This window comes from Streptomyces sp. NPDC058464 (assembly GCF_042721035.1).
In the GTDB taxonomy this organism is placed as follows: domain Bacteria; phylum Actinomycetota; class Actinomycetes; order Streptomycetales; family Streptomycetaceae; genus Streptomyces.
Genome location: NZ_JBHXMA010000037.1, coordinates 79,461 through 104,219, shown reverse-complemented (window position 1 = coordinate 104,219; position 24,759 = coordinate 79,461). Strand labels below are relative to the sequence as shown.

Here is a 24,759-nt window from a genome sequence, read left to right as displayed (position 1 = left end):
CCGTCGCGTCTGTCAAGATCGGTCCATGCCCGAGCCCGACCAGCGTCTGTTCTTCCTTCTGCAGCGTGCGGCGCATCAGCTGCGCACCAGTGCCGACCGGCGTTTGCTGGCCGCGGCCGGGATCACCACCGCGCAACTGGGCGCGCTGCTGGCGCTCAGCGACGAGCCCGGCATCACCCAGCAGCGACTGGCCGGCATCCTTGAGCAGCGCGAGTCCGGAATCACCGCGCTGGTCCGCCGGCTCTCGGCCGCGGGTCTCGTCACCAGACGCAGGCACCCACACGAGCACCGGGCCGTCGTAGTGGAGCTGACCGAGCGCGGGGCCGATGCGCTGGCCGCGGCCAGGCCGGAGATCGACCGCTTCAACGCCGAACTGCGGGCGCTCCTCGGTACCGACGGCTTCACCGGCACCGTCGTGGCCCTGGACAGGTTGGCACACTGGGACTCCTGAACAGCGCACGGTACGTTCGGGACACCGCCGTCCTCGGCCGCTGCGAACACCGCAAGCCGTCCCTCGGCTGCTGCGCCCGCGTGTGGGGAATCGAGCAGTTCAGGAGGCGGACGCTGACTACGGTCGCCACGGTCACCGGTCGCGATGAGCGATGTGCCCGAGCGGAGCCTGGGGACGTGGGTGATTCCTGGGCGGGAACGGCTGGTGGAGTCCAGCGATCGGTACGAGTCTCACCGGCTCCCCGATCGCGAGGGTCTGACGGTGGAAGCGATCGCCGTCGACTTCCGGGAGGTACTGGCGGCCGGGAAGGCCCCGGTGACGGCCTGCGGCAGTTCGGAGAAGCACGGTGCGCCGCCGCCCCGGCCCGGTTCCCGCGCCTGGTGCCTGCTGGAGGTGTTATCGCGCCTGGGCCCAGGATTCCGCCCCTCACCAGGATTCCACCGTGATCCAGGAAGTCTGCACGCGCTCCTCGATGCTCCGGCCGATCCCGCCCGGCGCCCGCGCCAGGCCGAGATCCGCAGCAACCTCGTCGCCCGGATCACCGAAGCCGGACGCGAAGGCCGGCTCGGCGAAACGAAGGACCCGATGTCGGCCTTGCCGGTGCCCTGGACGAACTCGCCCGGCTCGACGACGAACAAGCCCGCAACCGGCGGCCTGTCGATCTCGGGATGTCCTCATTCACCCAACTCGCGGGAGATGCCTCCTCAGCCGCGCATGGTCGCCCGGGCCCGGAGGGCACAGGCTCCCAGAAGAGCACTGTCTGACTTCTTCGATCACCTCGGCAGTGCCCTGCGTGAACTGGTACCGGTCGTGTTTCAGGCGTCCGGAGGGACTGGTCCCTGGCGTGACGAGTGCGACCGCCAGGGAGGCGCGGCCAGGAGACCGAACTCTTCGACGGTCAGGTCGACCTGGACACCAGCGGTCACATCAAGGTCGCCGCCCCGTCCACGTGAACGAACCTGCCGGGAGTCCTCGACGCCGAACGCCACCTTGCCGCTCGACGAGGGGATCGCGTGCGTCGGACGGACGTGGACGCACACGATCGGTGGGTCATGCCTCCAGGCCGAAGTAGTGACGCAACTCCGGCGGGAGGAGCGTCGGATCGGGCTGGAAGATCTCGATCAGCAGGTTGTCCGGTCCCTTGGCCATCGCATACGTCGCGGTGGGTTCCTGGCGGATGTCCGTGACCGACACTCCCAGCCGCCGCAGTCGCTCGACCACGGTCTCCAACTCGTCGGTCTGCACACCGAGGTGGTGGACAGTGCCCTGCCCGACCACCTTGGGCGGCTGGTCGTAGAGATGGATACGGCCGGTGCCGAGGGTCAGGAAGACGTTCCGGGAACCCGCGAAGTCGACGTCGTAGACGACCTTCGCGCCGAATCCGTGTCGCCAGAAGGACATCGTCTCCTCGATGTCGGTGGCCATGAGATGGGCGTGGTGCATGTTGATCAACGGACCGGCTCGCTTTCGTGCGGGGTGTTTCCGTGGGTGTCCGCCGTGTACAGGGCGGAGATCTCGGCGGCGTATCGCTCGTGGATGATCCGCCGCTTGAGCTTGAGGGTCTCGGTGGTCTCGCCGGTCGCCGCGCTCCACGGGTCGGTGATCACGCGGTACCGCTTCACCTGCTCGACGCGGGCCAGCCGGGCGTTGGCGGCGGCCACCGCCTGCGCCAGCTGGTCCCGGATCTCCGGCCGTTCGGCCAGCAGCGCCGGCTCGGTGCCGGCCAGGCCCTGCCCGGCCGCCCACGCTCCGAGCGCCTCGTGATCGAGAACCAGCAGCGCGGTCACGTACGGCCGGCGGTCTCCGATCGCGAGGGCCTGTGCGACCAGCGAGTGTTCTCTGAGCAGGCTCTCGACCTGGGCCGGGGCGATGTTCTTGCCGCCGGAGGTGATGATGATCTCCTTCTTGCGGTCCGTGACCGTGAGGAAGCCGTCGTCGTCGAGGGAGCCGACGTCGCCCGTGGCGAACCAGCCCTTCTCGTCCACCTCCGGCCGGATCCTGCCGTCCTCCTGGAGATAGCCGAGGCACACCACCGCCCCGCGGACGAGTATCTCTCCGTCGTCGGCGAGCGCGACCTCGGTCCGGCCCAGCGCCCGGCCCACGCTCCCGGCCCTGAAGCCGGTGGCGGAGTTGGTGGTGAAGACCCCCGACGTCTCCGACATGCCGAGAACCTCGTAGACCTCGAGACCGACGCCCGCGAGGGTGCGCAGCACCTCGACCGGAACCGGGGCCGAACCGCAGCTGAGGAACCAGAGCCGGTCGAGTCCCAGGGAGCGCCGCACGGGAGCCAGCACCGCCGGGTCCACCTCGGCGATCCCGGCCGTCAGCTCGGCGGGCACGTCCTGTCCGGCGCTGCGCAGGTCGTAGTCCCGCTTGCGCAGTTCCATCGCGTCGAGCAGCGCCGCGCCGGCCTCCGGCGGCAGGGTCTCCCAGGTCCGCCGCAGCCCGGCGGCCAGCTTCTCCATCAACTGGGGCACGCCGAAGAACTGCTGCGGGCGAACCTTCGGCAGCGCCGCGCCGATCGCCCGCGGGTCGGCGAGGGTGTGCACATGGCCGGCGCCCACGATCGGCATGTAGACCGAACCCTGCCGCTCGGCGATGTGCGCCAGCGGGAGATAGGAGATGTTCGTCATGTGCATGGGGCAACCGTGCAGTTCGAGCAGGGCGTACGACTGGTCCAGCACCCCGCGGTGCGAGAGCACGACGCCCTTGGGGTCGCCGGTGGTCCCGGAGGTGTAGATCATCGAGAGCGGATCCTCGGGGCGTACGGCCGCGCAGGCGTCCTCGAACACCCGCGGATCGGCGGTGTGCAGTGCGGCGCCGGTGCGCCGCAGCTCCTCCCAGGAGACGTACCGTTCGTCGCCCTCCGGCACGGCGGCGGGATCGATCAGGACGACCCGCCGGATCGCCGGGAGCTCTCGCAACGCCCTTTTCCACCGGCCGAGTTCGTCCGCACCACCCAGCACGACCACGCGTGCTCCGCTGTGCCGGGCGAGGTACACGATCTGGTCAGGGCTGAGCGTCTGGTACGCGGTGCAGGAGATCGCTCCGAGATGGACCGCCGCGAGATCGGCGATCAGATGGTCCGGAGACGAGGCCGCCATGATGAGCATCCGGTTGCCTCGAGCCAGCCCGATGGCGGCCAGACCGCGTGCGGTCTCGGCGATCTCTTGGCGCAGGCCGGCCCAGGTGATCGTGGGACGATCCGCTTCGTCCAGGGACGACAGCGCGGGCGCGTCGCCGTAGAGCGTCGCGTTGCGCAGGACGAGGCGCGGAAGAGTCTGCTCCTGGGGACGCTCGGTGGCATAGAGCGCTTCGGTCACCGTTGACCTCCTCGTAGTGCGCTGTAGCCGGCCCCGTCGGGATACCGGCGTCTCGGCAATATGTGCCACAGCACAGCCTCTGCCATGGCGGACCTGCTGGATACTGGGAGCTCTCGCAGAGATTCCGGGAGGTTATTGTGACGGGTCACAAAAGTCCGCTTGATGGCATGGACCTTCCCAGGACCGAGCTCAAGGTGGGGGGCGAGCCCGTCCATCTCCGGCTGACGGGCATGGTGCCCGTGCTGGCCCGACGGATCGTGCTGAGCTTCGTGGACACGATCCCGATCTACCGGCAACTTCCCGACGAGGAGATCCAGGGCGACATCGCCCGGGTGGTCGAGGACAGCCTGCTGCTCGTAGCCCGGCTGCTCGGTGAGCGCCGGGACCCGCTGCCGGAGGAACTGTCCGAACTGGTCGACTCGGCCGCACGGCGGGCCGAGGAGGGAGTGCCGCTGGAGGCGGTGATCGCCGGATACCACCTGGGTATGCGGCAGTTGTGGGACGCGCTCGTGGAACCGGCGGCACCCGGCGACCTCACGGACGTCCTGAGCGCCAACCGGCTCGTGATGCGTTTCCTCGGTGCCGCCGTCGAGGCGATCTGCGAGGGCTATCTCCTGGAACGGCAGAGCATGCTCAACCAGGAGCAGCACGCCCGGGACATGGTCACGTCCGTGCTGCTGCGAGGTGAATCGCCGGCCGAACCGGCGGCGAACGCCGGCATCCGGCTGGCCGACCTCTATCTGGTGATGCCGCTGAGGCTGGGCGAGCATCCGGACGAGGCAGAGCGGGGACCGGGCGGCCCTATCGCCGGCCGTCGCAAACTGCGCCGGGTGCGGGCCGCACTGGAGCGCTTCACGGCGGAACCCGTGCTGTCCGTGCTCGACCACGGCGGCGGCATCGTACTGGTGCCCGTGGACAGTGCGGGCACCTCCTGGGACTGGGGCACCGTCGGCACCCTCGTCGCGGACATCGGCCGGGCCGCGGGCGTCGACATCACGGCGACCGCCGAACTCGCGGCCCCGGACGGCGTCAAGGACGCCGCCCAGCTCGCCCGCCAAGTCCTCGACGTGGTACGGGCCTTCGGGCGCCCACCCGGCCTCTACCGGCTCCCCGACGTGCTTCTCGAATACCAGCTCACCCGCCCCGGTGAGGGCCGCACCGCACTCGCCGCGCTGCTGGAACCGCTGGCGGACCATCCAGACCTGGCGCACACCCTGGACGTCTACGCGGCCAGCCGGTTCGACCGCCGCGGGACGGCTGCGGCCCTCCACGTCCACCCGAACACCGTCGACTACCGGTTGCGCCGCGTGGCGCACCTCACCGGACTCAACCCCGCCGATCCCGTGGACATGCAGCGGCTCGCCGCGGCCCTCGCAGCCCGCCGGCTCATCGCTCCGCAGGGACTCCGTGATTCCTCCGGCCTTGCTCGAAGCCGCGACTGATGTCCGGCTCGCGGGCTCCACCCCGTCCGGCGTATTCGTGCAGTCACTGCATGCTTTACGTCCTGTGTAATAATCCGTTCATGGTCATCCCCGGTGAGAGCCTGCGGGAGCGCAGGCGCCGTGAAACGCGTCATGAGATCCGCGTAGCCGCCCTGCGGCTGGTCCGGGAGCACGGTTTCGACAAGGTCACCACCGACATGATCAGCGCGGAGGCGGGCGTCTCCTCCCGGACCTTCTTCAACTACTTCCCGAACAAGGAAGAAGCGGTTCTGCCGGGGCCGACGGAACTGCCCTCGCCACTGATCGAGGAGTTCGTCGCGGCGGGCCCCGCGCCGGCCAGGGAGGTCCTCGCCGACCTGACCCGGCTGCTCGTGCGGGAACTGGCCGACAACCCGCCGTCGCGTGCGGACCTGCGCGACGTGTTCGCGCTCGCCGGTGAGCATCCCGCTCTCCATACCGCGCTGGTGGCCCGCTTCGACGGGTTCCGGCGGTCCGTCGCCGAAGTGGTCGGCCGACGGCTCGGTCTGGAGCCCGGGGACGAGGTTCCGGGCCTGATGGCCGCCCTCGCCCTCACCGCGGTGCGCACGGGGGTGGAGCGCTGGTCGGGATCCGGCTCGGAGGGCACCGACGACGATTCGCCGGTGCCCCATGTCGAGAGGTCGATGGAGCTTCTGCGGTCGCTGCTGACCGGCTGAGCCGGTCCCCGGTCAGGCGGCGGCTGTCTCGGCCGCGGCGGCGACCGGTTCGGGACTCTGCCGACGCCGGGTCTCCTTGAGTGCCAGCGCCACGAGGACGACGACCAGATAGGAAGCGGCCGAGGCGCCCATGACCGCCGTCAGCCCGTTGCTGTCGGCCAGCCGTCCCGCGATGCCCACCACGAACGCCCCGAGCAGTTCACCGGTACCCATGATCAGCGCGCCCGCTGTGGCCATCAGGGCGGGCGGCGCGCTCTCCACCGGGATGATGCTGGTGAACAGCGAGGTGAGCGTCAGGATGATGCCGCCGATCGCCACATAGACGACCAGACTGCCCGTGCTCTTGGGGAACAGGAACAGCAGTGCGGGCGTGATTCCGGCGAGCACGGCGTAGCCGAGCATGGCCGGCCTGCGGCCGATCCGGTCCGAGGAGTAGGGCAGGAACACCTGCCAGAAGATGGTGCAGATGCCGAAGGCCGACATGACCACGCCCGCGGTGTTCACGGACAGCCTGCTCACCTCGGTGAGGTAGAGCGAGATGTACGAGTTGAAGGTCCACAGGCCGGCCATCGCGAAGACGCTGATGACCACGCAGGTCACGATGTTCCGGTTCTTCAGTACGGCGGCCAGGGTGGCCCGGTCCGCCGCCGCGGCCGGGTTCGCGGCGGGCAGCACGCCGACGTCCTTGACGCCGAACCACACCAGCACGGCGGCGATCAGGCTCGGCACGCTGATGAAGAGGAACGCGAACCGCCAGTTCGTCGCGGTGGCGACCTGGGTCACCAGGGTGGGGCCGATGGTGGAGGCGATGACCGCCGCACCCGCGTAGACGAGTCCGACGTTGCGGCCCAGCTTCCGCGGCCGGGACGCCATGGCGACCAGCGTGATCGCGATCGGCATGACGACCCCCTCGGCCGCGCCCAGCAGGGCCCGGACGACGATGAGGTAGGTCAGTGAGTGCGCGCCCACCATGGCGGCCGTCAGGACGGAGGTCGCCGCGATGCCGATGAGAAGGATGCGCTTGCGGTTGCCGAGCCGGTCGGCCAGCAGGACGAACGTCGGCGCCGACAGCGCGTAGCAGATCGTCTGCCACATGTTGACCTGGCCGATCTCACCGTTGGTGAGGGGAACGTCCTTGATGATCAGGGGCATCAGGATGGACAGTGCCTGGCGGTCCAGGAAGACCAGCCCCCAGGCGAGGAAGAAGATCGCGACCAGACGGTGCTCGTACGTCAGAGTTCTCTTGATGCGGCTCATCGGGGTTTCTCCTGCGCTTTCAGGGACGGGTGTGCGACGGGGGAGGGGAACGGGGAAGGCGCGGTGAGCGGGGAGTCGGGGAGCGGACGGGGAGGGGGCGGCTAGGGGAGGGCCGCCTTGTACATCGCTGTGAACATGGAATTGAGCGACGGGCTCGCCTCCATGAGTTCGGTCATGCCGGGGAGGACGTCCCGGGTGTCGAAGTACGCCACGCGTGATCCGGGGCCGACGCGGTCCGTGAACACGGGTGGGTAGCCCTTGTCCCGCATCGCGCGCACCCGTTCGTCGAACTCGGTGGTGGCACAGCCGAAGTGGTGGAACCCGTAGCCGCGTTCCAGGACGACGTCCCGGTGCACCGAGGGCAGGTCGTCCGCCGGCTGGATGAGTTCGTACTGCAGGTGCCCGCCGAACCCGAGCGCGACATGCGCGCGTGCCTCGGTCGGGCTGTCGTGGTAGCGAGGGGCCTCACCGGCGAAGTCGCGGAACACGGTCCACGGGCCCACCCCGAGGCTGTCGGTGAACCGGGCCATGGACGTGTCGAGGTCCTCGACGACGAAGGCCAGCTGGATGATGCCGTCGGTGGGTTGGCCGAAGTCGAACAGCACGGTCCACTCCTTCGTGGGCTGCGGCCTGGTGGGGATCGCGGTGGAACGGTCACGGACACGCTGCTCAGAACGGACTGCCGCCCATGATCACGCGCTCCTCCGGCGGTACGGGGTCGAGGCTGACGTGCACCTCGACGCAGGCCGGGCGCCGGGCCGCCAGTGCCTTGGTCAGCGCGGGCGCGAGATCCGCGATGTCCGACACCTGGTAGGCGTCCGCGCCGAGGGCCGCCGCGACCGCGCTGTAACAGCCGTTCTCCAGACGGTTGTTGACGATCCGGTGCGGTCCGTGCGCAGCTTGCTGCGCGTGCAGGGTGGCGCCCCAGGCCCGGTTGTTCAGTACGACGGTCACCACGGGGAGTCCGGCGCGGACCATGGAGTCGAACTCGGCGAGGCTGTAGCCGAGCGCGCCGTCACCGGTGACCAGGACGACGTGGCCGTCGCGGTCGGCGGCCTGCGCTCCCAGGGCCACGCCCATGCCCACCCCCATGGAGCCGAGGTATCCGTGGCAGAGGAAGGCGCTCGGGGCCGCGTCGGGGATGGTCTCGGACAGCCACAGATAGGTGAGGGCGCCGTCGGCGACGACGACCGAGCCGGCCGGGACGCAGCCCGCGATGGTGCGGACCGCCCGGTACGGGTGGATGCGGTCGTCCAGGACCACCTGGGCGGCCACGGCGTCGCGGCGGCGCCGGAGGTGTGTGCGCAGCAGTTGTTTCCAGGCGTGCCGCTGCCGGTCCGCCGTCGCCGGCCGGCGCGCGGCCTCCTGATCCAGTTCGCGCAGCGCCGGGAGCGGGTCGGCGACGACCGACAGATCGACCTGTTGCAGCAGTCCCAGCTCGGAGCCGTCCGGGTCGATCTGCACCACGCGGGCGGAGTGCGGGACGAGGGCGCCCGACCCATGGGCGGTGGTGAGCCCGAAGCGCAGGCCGACCATGACCACCAGGTCGGGTTCGGATCCGGCGGGCAGCCCGTGGAGCGACTGCAGCAGGCCGAAACCGAGTGGACTGCCCGTCAGCGAGCCGAGCCCCTCGAAGTCGGCGAACACCGGGACGTCCATCCGCTCGGCGAAGGCGCGCAGCGCACCACCGGCCCGCGACCGGGGCACCTCGGAGCCCGCGAGGATCACCGGACGTTCGGCCTCGGCCAGCATGTCCAGCACCTGCGCCACGGCGGTGGAGGAAGGGGCGGGGCCGTGGTCGGGCCGGCCGATCAGTTCGCCGCTCAGGTCCGGTTCGTCGGTCTCCGCCGTCAGTACGTCCCACGGCAGATCGATCATCACAGGGCCGCGCGGTGCGGACAGCGCGGTGCGGACCGCGCGGGCCAGGACACGCGGGATCAGTTCGGTGCGGGTCACCCGATGGGCCCACTTGGTCACCGGAGCGGCCACCGCGACCTGGTCCAGGCCCGCCTGGAGGGTGTTGGTCTGGTCGTCGGCGAGCGGCCCGGACGCGGCGAGGTAGAGGACGGGGGTGCGGTCCAGGAGCGCGTTGGCCATCGAGGTCACCGCGTTGGTGAAGCCGCCGCCGGCGGTCAGCAGGGCGACACCGAGGGCGTTGCGGACTCGGGCGTATCCCTCGGCGGCATGGCCTGCGTTCATCTCGTGCCGGGTGTCCACCACGGGCAGACCGTGGTCCAGGGCTGCCTGGTAGACGCTGTCGATGTGGGCGCCGTTGATGCCGAACAGGGTGTCGACGCCGGCCTGGCGCAGGATCCGTACGACGATCTCGCCGCCGTTGATGCGGCCCATGGGTTTCCTCCTTGCTGGTCCCGGGCGCTCGCGGGCGCGGCTCCGGGAGGTCGACGAGCCGGGACGGGGCTCAGGGTGCAGCCGTCTCCCCGCCGTCCACGCTCAGGACGTGACCGGTGACGAAGCTCGCCCGGGGCGAGGCCAGCCAGTAGGCGGCCTCGGCGATCTCGCGGGGCTCGGCGATCCTGCCGAGGGGGGTGCCGGCGGCGGCACCGGCCACGTCGAGGTGCTCGATGTCCCTGAGATGCCGCAACATGCCTGTCTCCGTCAGTCCCGGAGCGATGGCGTTCACGCGGACCCCGTGCCGCCCGTGCTCTGCCGCCGCAGACCTGGTCAGACCGACCACACCGTGCTTGGCCGCGGCGTACCCGGCCGAGCCCGGGCAGCCGGCCACCCCGGCGACCGACGACGTGTTGACGATCGAGCCGGCGCGCCGTGGCACCATCACGGCCAGTTCGTACTTCATGCACAGCCAGACACCGCGCAGGTTGACCGCCAGGGCACGCTCCCAGTCGGCGGCGCCGATCGTCTCCAGCGGTCCGACGGGTGGCGCGACACCGGCGTTGTTGAAGGCGGCGTCCAGGGCTCCGTACCGGTCGAGCGTGATGGCCACCATCGCTTCGACCTCGGTCTCCACGGAGACGTCCGCCCGCACGAAACACGCCGTGCCACCGGCGGCGCGTATCTTCTCGGCGGTCTCGGCTCCCGACTCGGAGCGGTCCGCTGCCACCACGAGGGCGCCGCGTTCCGCGAAGAGCTCGGCGGCCGCCCGGCCGATCCCGGAGCCGGCCCCGGTGATCAGGACGACCTGGCCCTGGGTCTCGGACCAGGACGGGACAAGCCCCTTGGCCACGGACGGGGGCGCATCAGGGCTCCCCGCCACGGACGGGCCGGGCGTCATGACCGCGCCCGGTGGGCGAGGGCGACCACGTCGTCGTAGACCGGGTTGGCCAGGATGGAGCGCTCGACCGTGGCGCGGCGGGGGTCGGGCTCCTCGTCCGGGACCGAGCACAGGATGGCCTCGAAGCGGCGGGAGAGCAGTTCCCGGTGTTCCGGGTGGGTGACGACGTAGAAGCGGTTGTCGAGGATCGCCCTCAGCACGCGGTCGCCCACTTCTCTCGGGTCCATCGCGGCCGCGTGGAGGGCGTCCTCCGTCGCGCCGCCCGGTGTCCGGGCGGGCGCGGAGCCCGGAGGCGGCGGACCGTGGTGGATGTTGGTCCGGGTGATCCCCGGGACCACGACGGACACCTTGACGTCGGTGTCCCGCAGTTCCACCGCGAGGGATTCCATGAGGCCGATGACACCGGCCTTGGCCGCCGAGTACACCGCGCCGGGTGCGCCGAGCAGGCCGCCGATGGAGGCGGTGGACACGATGTGGCCGGGACGGCCGGAGGCGAGCATACGGGGCAGGAACGTGCGGACGCCGTTGTAGACACCTGTGAGGTTGATGTCGAGGACCCAGTCCCACTGCTCGAAGGTCGCCTCGGCGGCGGACGAGAGGAAGCCGACACCGGCATTGTTCACCAGGACGTCCACGCCGCCGAAGTCCCGGTCGAGCAGGTCGGCGACGTCCGCGAACGCCCCGCGGTCGCGGACGTCCAGGGTCACCGCCCGGGCCTCGCCGGTCCGGGCCAGCCTCTCCTCCGCCTCACGCAGTGTCTCCTCGACGAGGCCACAGATCACGACCGTCGCCCCGGCCTCACCGAGCGCCTGGGCGATGCCGAATCCGATGCCACTGTCGCCACCGGTGACGAATGCCGTTTTTCCGCGCAGGTCGTACATGGCCTCGTCGCCCTTCTTGCTGTCCTGTTTTGTGGGAGTGACATCCCGTAAAGCGGGACACTGGGGCCAGTGGGTGTGTCATGTCAAGGGTTGTGCGCAACGGGAGGGTGCCTCCGGTAGGCGCGGGGCGGGCGACGGCCGGGCGGCGAGATTCCTCGGCGGGAGGATGCCGCGGGATCCAGGACGCCCTTGATCTGGTCGTGGGTGTCGAAGAGCGCCAGGCGGAAAGTCGCGGCGTCCGGCACTGTTGCCGAAGTGGCGGCTCGGCGGGTCGAGTGGTGGCATGTCGGGGATGCGGGGCGGGAGCAGGTCTGGTGGACGCGTCTGGTCCGCCGTCACGTCGTCCCGGTTGTGGAGCGACTCGACCGCTATGGGTGAACGCGCCGCGCAGTCTCTCGGCGGCCTTGGCCGTCATTGCGTCCGGTGGATGAGGAGGCGTGCCCCCGGTAGCCGATTGGGTGCGCATGCCGCTGCGGTCAACTGTCCTGAATAACAAGACTTTGCACCTTGCAATCAGGAAGCGACTTATGTCATCTCGGGGGCGACCGTCGCCCCGGAGCGGGGCCGGGCCTGCATGTGTCGGGAAGGACGCCTGCGCCGTCATCGACGAGGTCACCCGGAATGATGTGGGCCTGATGCACGGCATCCGTCGGTCGCCGTCGCCGATCAGCGGAGCGGCCTCGCCGTGGTGGAACGGACCACCAGCTGCGTCGGCAGTTCCACGCGGATGTCCTCGGGAGGCATTCCACGGGCCATGCGGGCCAGCATGCGCACGCCTTGGGCGGACATGTCGGCGATCGGCTGCCGCACTGTGGTCAGCCCGGGCAGGGGCCAGTGGGATGCGGCGATGTCGTCGAAGCCGACCACGCTGAGCTCCGAGGGAACCCTCAGTCCGCGCCGAACGGCCGCCCGCAGGACTCCCGCGGCCATCTGGTCCGAGGCCGCGAAGATCGCGGTCGGCGGGACGGTCAGACCGAGCAGTTCGTGCGTGGTCCGCTCCGCGAGCCCGGTGTCGAAGTTCGCGTGGCGGACGAACTCCGGTCGATGCCGTACACCGGCCGCGGCCATCGCCGACCGGTAGCCGTCGACACGTGCCCGGCTGCACAGGGTGTGAGGGTGGCCGCCGAGCACGGCGATCCGGCGATGGCCCAGCGCGAGCAAGTGCTCGGTGGCCTGTCTGCCGCCGTCCCGGTTGGCGGCGCCCACCGCGGGTACGCCGGCCGGCGGCTCGGTACCGGGGTCGACGAAGACGTACGGTACCCCGTTCCGGGTCAGCCACATGTACTGGGCTGCGGTGAGCTCCGCGAGTCCGAACAGGACACCTGACGTGCCCCGTTCGCGTACCCGGTCCAGCCAGCCGCTGGGCGGCCGCATCCCCGGCCCGGCGGCGGCTCCCCCGCGCTGTCCCGAGACCACGACGCCCAGACCGCGATCGGCGGCGGCCTGCTCGGCGCCGCGGAGCATCTCCCCCGTCCACGGACTGTCGAGGTGAGGCACCACCAGATCGAGCAGGGGCGTCGCCAGGGTCTCGGAGGCCCGCGGCCGGGGCCGGTAGCCGGTGCGCCGCATCACCTCCTCGACCCGGACCCGGGTGGCCGGGGCCACGTGTTCCCGGCCGTTGGCCACCCGGGAGGCGGTCGGTACGGACACCCCGGCCATACGGGCCACCTGGGCAAGGGTGGGGGTGTCGGCGAGCGGCCGCTGCATGTCTGCACGTTCCTTTCAGCAGGACGGCGGTTCGCCACCGTCACTTCAGCGCCCCGAGGGTCACTCCTGTCCTCCAGTAGCGCTGCATTGCGATCATGAATACGGCCAGGGGTACCACCGAGAGCAGTGCGCCGGTGAGAACCAGGGCCGTCAGGTCCACCTCGGTGCTGGCGCGTTGCGCGTTCCAGGCGTAAAGCCCGACACTCAGCGTCCACTTGTCCTCGCCCTGCAGCATGGTCAGCGGCAGGAAGAAGCCGTTCCAGCTGGAGACGAACGAGAGCAGGAAGACGGTGGCGGCGCCGGTGGTCATGAGCCGCATCACGAGGGTGGCGAAGATGCGCACCTCGCCCGCGCCGTCGATGCGCGCCGCCTCCACCAGTTCCTCGGGTACGGATCCGTCGATGTAGACCTTGGACAGGTACACCGAGAAGGGGCTGACGAACGTGGGGATGAGCACCGCCCAGACGGTGTCGACTAAACCGATCTTGGAGAACAGCAGGTACATGGGGAGGGTCAGCAGCGCTCCCGGGAGCAGGAAGGAGCCGACGACCAGCCCCATGCCGAGGCGCCGGCCCGGGAACTCGAACCGTGACAGGGCGTAGCCCGCCGCCACCGAGACGACCGTGCACACGACCGCACCGACCCCCGAGTAGAGAAGGGAGTTGAGCAGCCAGCGCACGAAGATGCCGTCGTCGTAGGAGAGAACGGTCCTGATGTTGTCCGCCAGTCTGAAGTGCGAGAACCACACACCGGTGGAGTACAGCAGTCCGTGCTGGTCCTTGGTGGCGGAGACGAGCAGCCACCACACCGGCGCGACGGAATACACCGCGAACAGGGCGAGCCCGGCCAGGACGAGCAACTGTGAGGTACGTGAACGGTGATGGCCCACCGGGAGATTCTCGGCGTTCTCCGCCGCCCGGCGCCGCCTGCGGGGCAGGGCCTTCCCGTGCGACCCCGCATCGCGCCCGGCCGCCGCCCCGCCGGGCCGGGCCGTCCTGTCCGTGAGGGTCACCGCTGCCTCCGGTTGGTGAACGAGTAGAAGAGGAACGAGGCGATGCCCGCCACGACGGCGAGCAGGACGGAGAGAGCGGCGGCGTAGTTGTAGTCGGTGCTGTCGAAGGCCTGGTTGTAGATCATCAGAATCGGGGTGTAGTCCTTGGTCACCGTCTCCGGGGCGGCCTGCCGGAAGAGGAGTGGCTCGTTGAACAGCTGCAGGGTGCCGATGATGGAGAGCATCCCGGTGAAGACCAGCGCGCCGCGCACGAAGGGCAGCTTGACGGAGAGCGCGATCCGCAGCTCGGACGCGCCGTCCACCCGCGCGGCGTCGAAGACCTCCCGGGGGACCGCTTGCAGGGCACCGTAGACGATCAGCATGTTGAACCCCATGTGCGCCCAGGTCAGCAGGTTCCCGATGGAGAACCAGAGCAGCCCGGACGAGAAGAAGTTCACCTCCGCGCCGAGGTCCGAGAACACACCGCGCAACGGGCCCAGCCGCGGGCTGTAGAGGTAGAGCCACATCAGACCGGTGACGATGCCGGGGATCATGTACGGCACGAGGAAGGCGAGCCGGAAGCGGTTCGCGGTGCGCCGTGGGACGGTGTCGAGCAGCAGGGCCATCACCACCGCGAGGCCGAGCATGACGGGCACCTGGACACAGGCGAAGACGAGCACGCGCAGCACCGAGGCCCAGAACGCCTTGTCTGCGAGCCCCCGGGCGAAGTTGTGGAACCCGGCGAACTCGACGGTCTGCCCGCCGATGCCCAGGCCCGAGCTACGGATGGTGAAGAAACTCTCCCACAGGGCGTAGCACAGTGGCGCGACGAACGTGAGCAGGAAGCCCAGAAAGAACGGGGCGGCGAAGCCCATCCCCTTCAGGGCGCGCAGCGTCCGCCAGCGGGGAGTCCGGCGGCGCGGCTCGGATCCCCGGGACGGTCGGGTCTGTGTGGTGGGTGTTCCCTGGGGTGCTACGTGCGTTGCTGAGGTGACCATGGCACTTCCTGGGTGCGTCTGTCTGCGGACGGGTCGGGCGGCGCCCCGTCGGCGGGCGCCGCCCTTGGCTGATCCGGATCATTCGACGACGTTGATCCCGCGCTGCTTCAGGTCGTTCACGGTCCACTGCTGCATGTGGTCGAGGATGGACGCGACGGTGAGCTGACCGTTCATCGCCTTGCCCCACTGGTCGGCCAGTTCCTCGTACATCGCGGTGGAGTCGGGGCCGTACTCCCAGCCGTCCGCGTAGGTGTCGTTGTCCTTGATGACCGACTTGAGCCCCGGGGCGTACTTGCCCATCAGCTTCTTCGGTGTGACGGCGTCGATGTACGCGTCCGTGTTCTCCACGGCCGGGTACCAGCCGTTGCCGGTCGTGGTGTTCGCCATCGCGTTGAGGGGCTTGGACTGCGTGGTGAGCCAGACGGCCGCCTTGACCGCCTCCTCGGAGTGTTTGCAGAGGGAGGGCACCATGTAGCCCGAGGTGTCGGAGGCGGAGGTGGGGGTGGACTGGCCGGGCACCGTGAGGTTGTCGTGCGCCTCCCAGACACCGAGGCTCTTCTTCATGTTCTGCTCGAAGCTGGCCAGCTGCCAGGTGGACAGCTGCCGGACGGCGATCTTGCCCTGCTCGTAGTCCCGCATCATGGCCGCGTAGTCGGCGTAACTGATCTTGGAGACCAGCTTCTTGTCGAGCAGTTCCTGCATGACGCGCGCGGCGTTGCGGGAGGCCTGGTCGGTGAAGTCCACCTTCCACGCGTCGCCCTCGACCTTGTACCAGTGGGCCCCGCCCTGCCACGCGATGTACATGAAGGTCGAGGGGTCCTCCCCGGCCAGGTTGAACACGGACACGCCGTGCTGCTTCAACTTCTCGCCGACCGCGATCAGTTCGTCCCAGGAGGTGGGAGCGGTGAGGCCGTACTTCTTGAAGAGCGCCGCGTTGACGACGGTGAAGATCGGCTGGCGCTGGGCCGGGACGCCGTAGATTCGGCCGCCGATGCTGAGGTTGACGAAGGAGCCCTTGGCGTACTGGCCTTCATAGGACTTCACCGAGTCGGTGAGGTCCTTCACGATGCCCTGCGACAGGAACATGCCGCCGTTGCGGTTGTCGTTGAGCACCAGGCAGGCGGCCTTGGACGCGTCTCCCGCCTTGTGGGCGTTGGTGACCTTGTTGACCAACTCGGAGCCGGGGACGTTGACGTACTTGAGCCGCACATCCTTGTGGGCGGCGTTGAAGGCCTCGACGGCCTGCTTCACGCCCTCTTTGTCGGTCCACACCTCAAGCGTCACGGGACCGGACGAGCCGTCCCCCTTGTCGCCACCGCCTCCACCGCAGGCGGACACGGTCAGGGCGAGTGCGCAGACGGCTCCGACGAGCGCGAGGCATCGGTATCTCATGGCCATGGCTGTGCTCCTTGAGTGACAGCGGCTGAGCGGGCGCGAGGCGTCCCGGGGGATGGTCGGGCGTGCCGGTGTGTGGGGGTACGGCGGCGGGCCGGCGGCTCATCCGACCCTGGGAGCATTGGATGGTAATCGATTGCCGTGGAACGTACGTCGACGGCCGCGGGAAGCGCAAGAGGCGTGCATCGGATTTGTTACGAGCGGAAGTCGTTCTGTGTCGCCGACTCGCTGATGAGCTGGGATGATGCTGCAACCGAGGTGTCTGTGGCTGCCGATTATGTGTGGCTGGGGTCGGTCCGGTGGGCTCGTCATCTCATCGAGTTGGGGTCGTTTTATGTTGGTACTCGATTACTATGACCTTGCGCAGGCTCCGCTCGTGTGTCGCGACGCTCGCCGACTCCTGCCGCCGTCTGTCCCGAGGACCCGCCGGGACCGCGTGACGGGTGCACGGCCCCGCGCGTGACAGCAGTCCGTGCGGAAGCGGAGATCCTCGCCCCGTATCGAGTCTGGTCCGGGCGCCGCCCCGCGTTGCTCCCGTCCCCCCCCCACGCTCCGTCGGCATGAGGCCGCGCCCTTCCCGGGGCGCTTTCCGATGGCACCCGGTTCGTGTCCTTTCGTGCCCTTGCCCCAACGCTCGTTGCCCCGGCCGATGGGCCGGGGCAACGTCATCGCGGGGGCCGCTTTCCCTACACCACGACGATGCCCTCCATCCCGGACTCGGTGAAGGAGTGCAGTCCCGTGACGGTGGTGATCTTCGTGTGGGAGCCGTTCGCCCCGACGCGGAAGCCGTCGACCGTCCCCGACGTCGCGTTCTGGACGTAGAGGAACCTGCCGTCCTTCGTCACGGCTAGGTCGATGACGCCCTGGGACTGGGCCGAGGGCGGGGTCGCGATGCCGACCTCGTTCGCGAGCGTGAGCCGGCCGTGCCGGTCGGACCGGTAGCCGGTGACGGTCGAGCTGCCGGTGTTGCCGCCGAAGAAGAAGTCACCCGCCCGCTCCACCCAGCACAGGGTGTTCTGCCCGTTGGGCAACGGCTCCTGCGCGACCTCAAGCTTGCCGTCGATCATGATCCGATAGGTGCTGACCGTCGACTTCGCGGCCTCCGCGACCAGCATCCGCCCCCTGGCGTCGAAGGTGATCGCGAACGGCACCTGGCTGGCCGAGGCGTTGACCACCGGCTGGTCGGCGGGGCGCCCGTCCCTCCCCATCGGGAAGATCTCGATCGTGTCGGCGGACTTGGTGGTGACGATCAGATCCTTGCCGTCGGGGGAGAAGGCGACCTGTCCGGGCGAGCTGGAGAACAGGGGAACCTTCTTGTCGTGCAGACCCAGCGAACGGGTCGAACCGCTCAGCGGCATCAGGCCCTTGTCCGTGAGTCGGAAACCCTGGACACTGCCCGCGCCTCCCGCGTTCATCACGTAGGCGAGATTCCCGGAGACCGCGATGGACGACGGGAAGTCGCCGCCCGAGTTCACCATGTGCCGGTCGGTGAGACGTGTCCCCTGCACGCGGAACGACGTCACGGTGTCGCTGCCCGCGTTGACGGCCAGCAGCTGCCCGGAGGCCGGGTCGTGGACGAGCGAGCCCTGAGAGGCGAGGGAGTCCGTGGGGGCGTCGGTCTGGTCCCCGCCCATGCCGCCGGTCTGGTACGTACCCGCGGCGGTCAGTGTGCCGTCGGCGCCGCGGGCGAAGGCACGGAGTGTCGACCTGCGCCTGTGGTGCCTGCTCATGCGCGTCGCCTCGGGGCCGCACCGTCATGGCCACTCGATGACGGCCGGGAGAAAGGTTCGTTCACGCGTGAAGCGGGACGCGATGGGTTCGGCGGCCACGTCAGCATTGCGTAATGACTCAGCTGTACCGCTCCTGGAGCCGGTCGTACTCGGCCTGGGTGACCGGGAGCACGGTTCCGTGGCGCGGTCGGCTCGGCAGCGTGTAGTCGTTCGCCTTGGTCCACTTGCCCGAGTTCAGGTCGGTGGTCTCGAACGGGACGTAACCCCGGCCGCCGTACTCGTCGATGAACTGGTACCACTTGTTCTCGGTGTTCGACTTGAAGACCAGCGGTCCCTCGCCCCGGGTGATCGATCCTTTGCCGATGCAGTCGGCGACATGGGTGTAGCTCGTGTCGAGGAGGGCGGCCGACTTGTCCTCGCTGATGAACTTGGCGCAGGTGCCGCCGTCCCGCTCGTCCTTGGTCAGCCGGTAGTAGGTTCCGCTGTTCCTGATCACCGTCGCGTCGATGACCGAGTGCCCGGGGTCGTACCAGGTCTTCGCGGTGCTGACCGAGGTGAAGTCGGCGGTCGTGGCGGAGAGCATGCGATTGTACGTCGTGCCCGTGTGGTCCGGGTCGTTCGCCGCGTAGATCTTCGAGGCCCAGTAGACGACGTACTTGCCCGTGCTCTCGTCGTAGTTGGCCTCCGGCGCCCAGGCGTTTCCCGCGCTGTCGGGCGCCACCTTCAGCAGGTGCTGGCCGGTCCACTTCACCAGGTCGGTGGACTGCCACACCACGATGCTCTTGCTGCCGTGACGTTGCGGGGTGTCCCAGTCGTTGCTGCCGTACTGGCGCTGATCGGTGCCGAGCAGATAGAACCGGTCGCCTTGCGGGGCACGGACGACGAAGGGGTCGCGGACGCCCTTCGTGCCGACGGTGGACGAGAGCACCGGCTTCCCGCCGTTGAGTTCTGTCCAGTGCAGCGGATCGTTGCCTTTGCTGAGTGCGTAGTGGATCTGCTCGCCGTCGGAGTAGCCCTCACCGGTGAAATAGACGAAGAGATAGCCGGCGTAGGCCGGTGCCGCCGTGGCCTGTTGGGGCCAGGAGGCCGTCGCGGCGATCAGGGCCAGCGCCAGCGATCCGGTGGCCCGGCGGGCGCGCCGGACGGTCCGCGAACTCGATGCTTCTTCCACGTTTCCTCCCTGGACGGGATGGGGGACGGATTCAGTGCGGGTGGCTCGTACCGGGTGCGGCCCCCTCCCTAGCGGCGGGCCGCCTCCCGGACGATCGGTTCGTCGTACATGGCGCGTACGGTGCGAAGGGTGCCGTGGGGAGTCGGGCGGCGTGGCCCGCTTCGGCGTTGGCACGACCCTGACCGGGGGTGCGGGTTCCGCGGATGTCGGCCCGGACGCCCGGCTGGTCGGTGATCCGGCGTAGGGCGAACCGGGCCGCGGGAGTCCTGACCGACTCCAGGGGTGCCGGAGGCCGTACCGCATCAAGTCCGGTGCCGAAGTCCGAGAAAGAGGAGTTCGCGTCGGCGGCGGAGGCCTGGCACTCCGGTGTATCCCCGGGGCGGCGCCCGGCCGCCGGGCACATGGTCGTGCACACCGGTCACCTCGCCCCGCCGAACACCACGCGCTGGACGGGAACGCCCCGCCGCTGCCACTCGGCCGCCGCGGGCTCGACGAACCCGTTGTCCGTGTAGAGCCCGGTGATCCGGTCGGCCGGGACGAACGAACAGAGCGCGAACCGGTTGGCCTTGGAGGAGTCGAACAGCGCGTAGGTCTCCCGGCAGGCCCTGGCGAGCCGGCGTTTGGCGGCGGCTTCGTCGCTGCTCAGCTCCAGCAGCCCATGGACCGGCGACAGTGAGCGGACCCCGAAGAAGCCACGGGCGAGAGGGCCGCCGCGGACCGGGAAGTCGGCGTCCTCGCCGACCAGTGACCAGGAGGAGGTGCGCAGCACGCCACCGGTGAGGATGACCGTCGCCGTCCCGGCGAGCACCTCGGCCGCCCGCAGGCCGTTGGTCACGACCACGAGGCCCTTCCGCACGCGTAACAGTTCGGCCAGGTAGTAACAGGTCGTGCTGCAGTCCAGAGCGATGGCGTCACCGTCACGCACCAGTCGCATCGCCTCCCTGGCGATCGCGCGCTTCATCTCGGCGCGGTGGCGCAACCGCATCTCGAAGGCGCCTTCGTCACCGCAGTCCGTACGCACCGCGCCGCCGCGTATACGGCGCAGCAGCCGCTGCCGTTCGAGGGTTTCGAGATCCTTGCGGATCGTCACCGGTGAGGTCGTGAACCGGATGCTCAGGTCTGCGACCGTCACCTTGGACTGGACATCCAGCAGACGGAGAATCTCCATCTCGCGCTCGTGCGCCGCGGTGTTCGGCACCGTTCCTCCGCGTCGTCATCCTGTGGGGGAGGACAACGAAAGTGGATGAGCGCGAGAGCGTCAACGGTGTGGAACGGAAATGGCCGACACAGTGGTTTCGAATGACGCGTGATGGCTTTCGGTTACTCGGGTCAACGCAGACTTCCGAGGGGCTGCCGAATTTTGATACCGAGGTCTCCTGATGTGCGCCCTTCGCGGACTGGCCAGGAGTTTTTCATGGCGGCGGGTTACTGGCGGCTAGGCGCGGGTCGGATTTCAGTGAGTTATGGAGGCGATGACAACACTTTCATGGAAAGCGCTGTCATCCCTCTCGACATCCGACATCGGCTGTCCCATCCTGCCTACTGCGCAAGTTCCCGTCCGAGTCGCGGAACCCGGCGGTCGCGGGGCTCCGGGGCCGCCCTTTCTCCCGTCCTGCCCCCGCATTGTCGTAATTGTCATGATCGCGTCATTCTTTGTTCCTGTGACGACTACTCCACCCTGGAGGCACGATGTTCCACCGCCGCACCTTGACCTCCGCGCTGAGTGCCACGCTGCCCACGATGGCAGCGGTCGGCCTCCTTCCCCTGGGCGCGCCGACCGCCGCCCTGTCCGCACCGCCCTACGGCGACAAGAACCTCGTGTCGATGTTCGACGGGAGCACACTGGGCGGCTGGACCGCCTCGGACGCCAAGGGCTTCACAGTGCAGGGCGGCGCCCTGCACACCACCGGCAACGCCCGTGGCTGGATCTACTACGACAAGCGGCAAGTGGGGTCGTTCCGCTGGATATTCAAGGTGCGTCAGGTCGTGGGCACCGGGCACGAGCCCACGGTCCTGTTCTGGGGCACCACCAACCCGATCCGCGACGCGCTCAGCGCCGTCCAGTTCCAGCCGCCGGACGGCTACTGCTGGGATTACCGCCCGGGCAAGAACAACGGCTGTACGGGCCTCTACAAGCACTACTCCCACGCCAAGTTCGACCTGGGCGCCTGGAACCAGTGCGAGATCATCGGCAACCAGACCACCGGTGTCGTGAAGATGGCCTGCGGTACGGCGGGCGAGAAGACCACGCCGGTCATCCAGTTCACGGACAAGACCGCGGCGCGCGTCGGTCCCCTGGCGATCCAGGTCCACAACGCGGGGATCCAGGACGAGTACAAGGACCTCTACGTCGAGTCGCCGGTGACGACGAGCCCGGACGACTTCATCACCACCAAGGCCACCGGCTGAGTCCGGACCGCCCGTCCACTCCTCACAGACAGGACACCCGCATGCAGCAGAGCACCCCGCACCCCCGTCCCCGGCGGCGCACGGGTCTGGCCCTCGCGGCCGCCACCCTCCTCGTCGCCGCCCCCGCCCTCTGGGGAACCTCGGTCACCCCGGCTCGCGCCCTGGACAACGGGCTGGCCAGGACCCCGCCGATGGGCTGGAACAACTTCAATGCCTACGACCAGAACATCACGGACGCCTTGGTTCGCAAGACCGCGGACAAGATGGTCTCGTCCGGGATGAAGGACGCCGGATACGTCTACGTCAACATCGACGACTCCTGGATGGCGAGCACCCGGGACGGCAACGGCAATCTCCAGGCCGATCCCGCCAAGTTCCCCAACGGGATCAAGGCGGTCGCCGACTACGTGCATTCCAAGGGGCTGAAGCTGGGCATCTACGAGGACGCCGGCCTGCAGACCTGTGCGAAGAAGCCCGGCAGCCTCGGCCACGAGGAGGCCGACGCGAAACTCTTCGCCTCGTGGGGCGTGGACTACCTCAAGTACGACAACTGCTACGCGGGTCAAGGCTGCGCCCAGGTCAGCTGCCCCAACGGCACGAAGGTCGCGGCGAAGACCCGGTACAAGGCCATGCGGGACGCGCTGGCCGCGACGGGCCGTCCCATCGTCTTCAGCATCTGCAGCTGGGGCGAGGACGACGTGTGGGCCTGGGGCAAGGACTACGGCAACTCCTGGCGGACCACCGGCGACATCAAGGCCAACTGGAGCCGCATGCTGGAGATCTACAAGGCCAACGTCAAGCTCGCCGGCTACGCGGGCCCCGGCCACTGGAACGACCCCGACATGCTGGAGACCGGCAACGGGATGTCGGCGACCGAGGATCGCGCCTTCTTCAGCCTCTGGGCGCAGATGGCGGCCCCACTGATCTCCGGCAGCAATCTGGTCGACGCCTCGCAGACGACGCTGTCGATCCTGACCAACAAACAGGTCATCGCTGTCGACCAGGACTCACTCGGCAAGCAGAGCACACTGGTCTCCTCCGCCGACGGCCTGGACGTCCTGGCGAAGCCGCTCGCCAACGGCGATGTCTCTGTGGTGCTCTTCAACCAGAACGACACGGCGAAGTCGATCTACACCACCCTCACCGCCATAGGAAAGACCGGCTCCGGCACCCGGACGATCACCGATCTATGGACCGGCGCGAAGAGCACCACGACCGGGACCGTCAAGGCGGCCGTCCCGGCCCACGGCGCGGTGATGGTGCGGGTGAGCGGCTGAGCCTCCGGCCTTGTCAGGGGGAGACCTGGGCCGGAGACGGGCTGGAGATCCGGGGCCAGCGAAGGAGTGCCGGCACGCGAGAAGCAGACCGTCATGAACTCGACGACATCGCGTTCCCCGGGCGTCAGCACGTAATCCTGGTGATCGGGTGTGCCGGCGAGCACGCGTACCTCGCAGGAACCGCAGGTGCCCTCCCGGCAGGTGGACGGCGCGTTCGCGCCGGCGGCGTTCACCGCTTCCAGGACAGACTGTCCCGCGGCCACGGTCACCGTGCGTCGGACCGCAGGCCACCTCTCTGCAGGCGGTAGGCGAGCGGTCGCGCGTCAGCCGCGGCTCCATCTCGTGGCACTTCAAGTCGAAGGATGCCTTGATCTCGGCGGTCATCTCCCAGGCGTTCGCGAGTGCGACTGAGGAATTCAGGGCCTGGCTCTCGGGATAGGAGCCCTCGCTCTCACAGGTGTTCGACGCCCACTGGGCTCTAGTGAAGGGGGGTGCGATGCGTGTCGTTCACAGCTGCCACTCCGAGGCGTGGCGCGTGGAGCCCCTACTCCGAAGCCTACGCGGCGGGCCTCGCGGGCATGTGCCAGGCGTATTCCGACGCCCTGCGTCCGCTGCGCGACGGTTCCCCGGACGCACCGCACCCGACGGACCTTGCCAGCGCGCTGTTCGGTATGGCGCTCGGGGTCAACGCGCAGTACCACTTCGACTCCGGTCTCGACCGGGAAGCCGCGTGCGACACCATCGAGGCGCTGGCACGCTTCGGCCTGGGGGTGCGCTGAACCCCGGTCGCGCGCGGCTGCGGCACGCCGTCCGCAGCGTGCCCACGGGTGACCGTCCCGGGTGAGTGATCCGGCGCTCGGGCGTGACGGCAGGGCTTCGATCATCGTTGGGCAGACCGGGTTCGATCCCGAAGACCTCTTCCACCGCCCAGCACCCGGCCCGGTCCTCCGTTCGCACCGGCGGCGCCGGCGACGTCAGCCGGTTGGCTACCAGCGCCGCCCACCGGCTGCACACCGCCCATGAAGCGGACGTCATCGCCGTGGTCGAGAACAGCCGGATCAGCGAGTTCGGCAGCCACCACGTGGCTCTGATCACGAGAAACGGTTCTGGCTCACTTAGAAGTGGACCAGAGCCGGAACTCCTGAACAAAGCCATACCGCAGCGGCATCAAACGGCGGGAGCAGATCGTGGCCGCCGCCGCGAGGGCCTTCACCGAACACGGCTACAACGGAGCGTCCATGCGGCAGATCGCCGCGGACGTCGGAGTTTCCCCCGCCGCCCTGCTGCGGCACTTCTCGAACAAGGAGGACCTGCTCTCCGCGGTCCTGCAGTGGTGGGCGGGTGAGACCGCCGGCCTCACCCGCACGAGACACATCGGTCTTGCGGCCTTCGACCAGCTGCGGGCGGTGATGCGCTACCACACCCAGCACCGCGGCCTGCCGGAGCTGTTCATCCGGCTCACCGGCGAATCCTCCGACGAGAAGCACCCCGCGCGTCCGTTCATCCAGCAGCGTTACGCGGGTCTGCTGACGACTCTCGTTCAGCGCTTTCTCGACGCCGCCACCCACGGAGAGATCCCGCCGGCAACCGCTGAGCAGGCCGAAGGGGAGATCCGCACCTTGTTCGCCACGATGGACGGCCTGGAGATCCAGTGGCTGCTGGATCCGGCCGTGGACCTCGTCGGCGTCTTCGACCGCCACCTGGACCAGACACTGCGGTGGCGGGACGGAGCCTTCATCTAGGGCGTGTATCGGAAGTGGATCTTTAACGTGAGATGATCTT

General features: G+C 69.1%; 21 protein-coding genes and 2 pseudogenes. 8 read left to right on the top strand and 15 right to left on the bottom strand.

Annotated features, from left to right (window positions below; all coding sequences use genetic code 11):
* Positions 1-25: 25 nt before the first annotated feature.
* Positions 26-451 carry a MarR family winged helix-turn-helix transcriptional regulator gene (locus tag ACFWPQ_RS38250; protein WP_384045509.1) on the top strand — a complete coding sequence of 142 codons (426 nt, stop codon included), beginning with the start codon at positions 26-28 and terminating at the stop codon, positions 449-451.
* A 1,050-nt stretch (positions 452-1,501) separates the two neighbouring features.
* Here ACFWPQ_RS38250 and ACFWPQ_RS38245 read toward each other — a convergent pair.
* Together ACFWPQ_RS38245 and ACFWPQ_RS38240 are read right to left on the bottom strand one after the other, a co-directional pair.
* Positions 1,502-1,894 (bottom strand): VOC family protein, encoded by a 393-nt coding sequence (locus ACFWPQ_RS38245; RefSeq protein ID WP_384045507.1) that lies wholly within the window; start codon positions 1,892-1,894, stop codon positions 1,502-1,504.
* Between the two features lie 5 nt (positions 1,895-1,899).
* Positions 1,900-3,774, bottom strand: a complete 1,875-nt coding sequence (locus ACFWPQ_RS38240; RefSeq protein ID WP_384045504.1) for an AMP-dependent synthetase/ligase — start codon at positions 3,772-3,774, stop codon at positions 1,900-1,902.
* A gap of 167 nt (positions 3,775-3,941) precedes the next feature.
* Here ACFWPQ_RS38240 and ACFWPQ_RS38235 point away from each other — a divergent pair, with 167 nt between their 5' ends.
* Both ACFWPQ_RS38235 and ACFWPQ_RS38230 read left to right on the top strand, forming a co-directional pair.
* Positions 3,942-5,216 carry a PucR family transcriptional regulator gene (locus tag ACFWPQ_RS38235; RefSeq protein ID WP_384045501.1) on the top strand — a complete coding sequence of 425 codons (1,275 nt, stop codon included), beginning with the start codon at positions 3,942-3,944 and terminating at the stop codon, positions 5,214-5,216.
* 50 nt (positions 5,217-5,266) lie between these two features.
* Positions 5,267-5,911: a TetR family transcriptional regulator gene (locus ACFWPQ_RS38230; protein WP_384045498.1), complete on the top strand. Its 645-nt coding sequence runs from the start codon at positions 5,267-5,269 to the stop codon at positions 5,909-5,911.
* Positions 5,912-5,923: 12 nt separating this feature from the next.
* On the opposite strand, the gene ACFWPQ_RS38225 is transcribed toward ACFWPQ_RS38230, so the two are convergent.
* From ACFWPQ_RS38225 to ACFWPQ_RS38170, 12 genes are all read right to left on the bottom strand, one after another.
* A complete protein-coding gene (locus ACFWPQ_RS38225; RefSeq protein ID WP_384045495.1) occupies positions 5,924-7,168 on the bottom strand; it encodes an MFS transporter in 1,245 nt (414 codons plus the stop codon).
* A gap of 101 nt (positions 7,169-7,269) precedes the next feature.
* The gene (locus ACFWPQ_RS38220; protein ID WP_384045492.1) at positions 7,270-7,773 is read right to left on the bottom strand and encodes a VOC family protein; all 504 of its coding nucleotides are present in this window, start codon (positions 7,771-7,773) and stop codon (positions 7,270-7,272) included.
* Positions 7,774-7,837: 64 nt separating this feature from the next.
* Complete coding sequence (locus tag ACFWPQ_RS38215; protein ID WP_384045489.1) at positions 7,838-9,517, bottom strand: thiamine pyrophosphate-binding protein; 1,680 nt, start codon at positions 9,515-9,517, stop codon at positions 7,838-7,840.
* Positions 9,518-9,587: 70 nt separating this feature from the next.
* Complete coding sequence (locus ACFWPQ_RS38210) at positions 9,588-10,370, bottom strand: SDR family NAD(P)-dependent oxidoreductase (RefSeq protein ID WP_384045486.1); 783 nt, start codon at positions 10,368-10,370, stop codon at positions 9,588-9,590.
* 44 nt (positions 10,371-10,414) lie between these two features.
* Positions 10,415-11,299, bottom strand: a complete 885-nt coding sequence (locus ACFWPQ_RS38205) for an SDR family oxidoreductase (RefSeq protein ID WP_384045483.1) — start codon at positions 11,297-11,299, stop codon at positions 10,415-10,417.
* Positions 11,300-11,965: 666 nt separating this feature from the next.
* Complete coding sequence (locus tag ACFWPQ_RS38200; protein WP_384045480.1) at positions 11,966-13,006, bottom strand: LacI family DNA-binding transcriptional regulator; 1,041 nt, start codon at positions 13,004-13,006, stop codon at positions 11,966-11,968.
* 40 nt (positions 13,007-13,046) lie between these two features.
* On the bottom strand, positions 13,047-13,943 hold the full coding sequence (locus ACFWPQ_RS38195; protein ID WP_384045559.1) for a carbohydrate ABC transporter permease: 897 nt from the start codon (positions 13,941-13,943) through the stop codon (positions 13,047-13,049).
* 71 nt (positions 13,944-14,014) lie between these two features.
* Positions 14,015-14,995, bottom strand: coding sequence for a carbohydrate ABC transporter permease (locus ACFWPQ_RS38190; RefSeq protein WP_384045477.1), 981 nt, complete (start codon positions 14,993-14,995; stop codon positions 14,015-14,017).
* Positions 14,996-15,073: 78 nt separating this feature from the next.
* Complete coding sequence (locus tag ACFWPQ_RS38185) at positions 15,074-16,393, bottom strand: ABC transporter substrate-binding protein (RefSeq protein WP_384045474.1); 1,320 nt, start codon at positions 16,391-16,393, stop codon at positions 15,074-15,076.
* 683 nt (positions 16,394-17,076) lie between these two features.
* Positions 17,077-18,120, bottom strand: a complete 1,044-nt coding sequence (locus tag ACFWPQ_RS38180; protein ID WP_384045471.1) for a lactonase family protein — start codon at positions 18,118-18,120, stop codon at positions 17,077-17,079.
* Between the two features lie 118 nt (positions 18,121-18,238).
* Positions 18,239-19,291, bottom strand: a complete 1,053-nt coding sequence (locus ACFWPQ_RS38175) for a glycoside hydrolase family 43 protein (RefSeq protein ID WP_384045468.1) — start codon at positions 19,289-19,291, stop codon at positions 18,239-18,241.
* Positions 19,292-19,709: 418 nt separating this feature from the next.
* Positions 19,710-20,489, bottom strand: a complete 780-nt coding sequence (locus ACFWPQ_RS38170) for a DeoR/GlpR family DNA-binding transcription regulator (protein WP_384045465.1) — start codon at positions 20,487-20,489, stop codon at positions 19,710-19,712.
* A 542-nt stretch (positions 20,490-21,031) separates the two neighbouring features.
* Between ACFWPQ_RS38170 and ACFWPQ_RS38165 the strand changes: the two genes are divergently transcribed.
* Together ACFWPQ_RS38165 and ACFWPQ_RS38160 are read left to right on the top strand one after the other, a co-directional pair.
* Positions 21,032-21,700 (top strand): DUF1080 domain-containing protein, encoded by a 669-nt coding sequence (locus ACFWPQ_RS38165; protein ID WP_384045462.1) that lies wholly within the window; start codon positions 21,032-21,034, stop codon positions 21,698-21,700.
* Between the two features lie 41 nt (positions 21,701-21,741).
* Positions 21,742-22,977 (top strand): glycoside hydrolase family 27 protein, encoded by a 1,236-nt coding sequence (locus tag ACFWPQ_RS38160; protein ID WP_384045460.1) that lies wholly within the window; start codon positions 21,742-21,744, stop codon positions 22,975-22,977.
* A gap of 125 nt (positions 22,978-23,102) precedes the next feature.
* Here the strand turns inward: ACFWPQ_RS38160 and ACFWPQ_RS38155 are convergent.
* Positions 23,103-23,246 (bottom strand): annotated as a pseudogene (locus tag ACFWPQ_RS38155) (2Fe-2S iron-sulfur cluster-binding protein); the annotation flags it as partial.
* A 20-nt stretch (positions 23,247-23,266) separates the two neighbouring features.
* Here ACFWPQ_RS38155 and ACFWPQ_RS38150 point away from each other — a divergent pair.
* The 3 genes and pseudogenes from ACFWPQ_RS38150 to ACFWPQ_RS38140 form a co-directional block, all read left to right on the top strand.
* Positions 23,267-23,416 (top strand): annotated as a pseudogene (locus ACFWPQ_RS38150) (TetR/AcrR family transcriptional regulator); the annotation flags it as partial.
* A 61-nt stretch (positions 23,417-23,477) separates the two neighbouring features.
* A complete protein-coding gene (locus ACFWPQ_RS38145) occupies positions 23,478-23,756 on the top strand; it encodes a hypothetical protein (RefSeq protein ID WP_384045457.1) in 279 nt (92 codons plus the stop codon).
* Positions 23,757-24,164: 408 nt separating this feature from the next.
* Positions 24,165-24,719 carry a TetR/AcrR family transcriptional regulator gene (locus ACFWPQ_RS38140; RefSeq protein WP_384045454.1) on the top strand — a complete coding sequence of 185 codons (555 nt, stop codon included), beginning with the start codon at positions 24,165-24,167 and terminating at the stop codon, positions 24,717-24,719.
* Positions 24,720-24,759: the final 40 nt, after the last annotated feature.

What these genes read in the sequence shown, in the direction of transcription:
- ACFWPQ_RS38165 (WP_384045462.1), top strand. Translation starts at nt 21,032, where the DNA reads ATGGCAGCGGTCGGCCTCCTTCCCCTGGGCGCGCCGACCGCCGCCCTG.
- ACFWPQ_RS38180 (WP_384045471.1), bottom strand. Translation starts at nt 18,120, where the DNA reads ATGAGCAGGCACCACAGGCGCAGGTCGACACTCCGTGCCTTCGCCCGC.
- ACFWPQ_RS38235 (WP_384045501.1), top strand. Translation starts at nt 3,942, where the DNA reads ATGGACCTTCCCAGGACCGAGCTCAAGGTGGGGGGCGAGCCCGTCCAT.
- ACFWPQ_RS38200 (WP_384045480.1), bottom strand. Translation starts at nt 13,006, where the DNA reads ATGCAGCGGCCGCTCGCCGACACCCCCACCCTTGCCCAGGTGGCCCGT.
- ACFWPQ_RS38250 (WP_384045509.1), top strand. Translation starts at nt 26, where the DNA reads ATGCCCGAGCCCGACCAGCGTCTGTTCTTCCTTCTGCAGCGTGCGGCG.
- ACFWPQ_RS38225 (WP_384045495.1), bottom strand. Translation starts at nt 7,168, where the DNA reads ATGAGCCGCATCAAGAGAACTCTGACGTACGAGCACCGTCTGGTCGCG.
- ACFWPQ_RS38230 (WP_384045498.1), top strand. Translation starts at nt 5,267, where the DNA reads ATGCTTTACGTCCTGTGTAATAATCCGTTCATGGTCATCCCCGGTGAG.
- ACFWPQ_RS38160 (WP_384045460.1), top strand. Translation starts at nt 21,742, where the DNA reads ATGCAGCAGAGCACCCCGCACCCCCGTCCCCGGCGGCGCACGGGTCTG.
- ACFWPQ_RS38185 (WP_384045474.1), bottom strand. Translation starts at nt 16,393, where the DNA reads ATGGCCATGAGATACCGATGCCTCGCGCTCGTCGGAGCCGTCTGCGCA.
- ACFWPQ_RS38190 (WP_384045477.1), bottom strand. Translation starts at nt 14,995, where the DNA reads ATGGTCACCTCAGCAACGCACGTAGCACCCCAGGGAACACCCACCACA.
- ACFWPQ_RS38215 (WP_384045489.1), bottom strand. Translation starts at nt 9,517, where the DNA reads ATGGGCCGCATCAACGGCGGCGAGATCGTCGTACGGATCCTGCGCCAG.
- ACFWPQ_RS38245 (WP_384045507.1), bottom strand. Translation starts at nt 1,894, where the DNA reads ATGCACCACGCCCATCTCATGGCCACCGACATCGAGGAGACGATGTCC.
- ACFWPQ_RS38205 (WP_384045483.1), bottom strand. Translation starts at nt 11,299, where the DNA reads ATGTACGACCTGCGCGGAAAAACGGCATTCGTCACCGGTGGCGACAGT.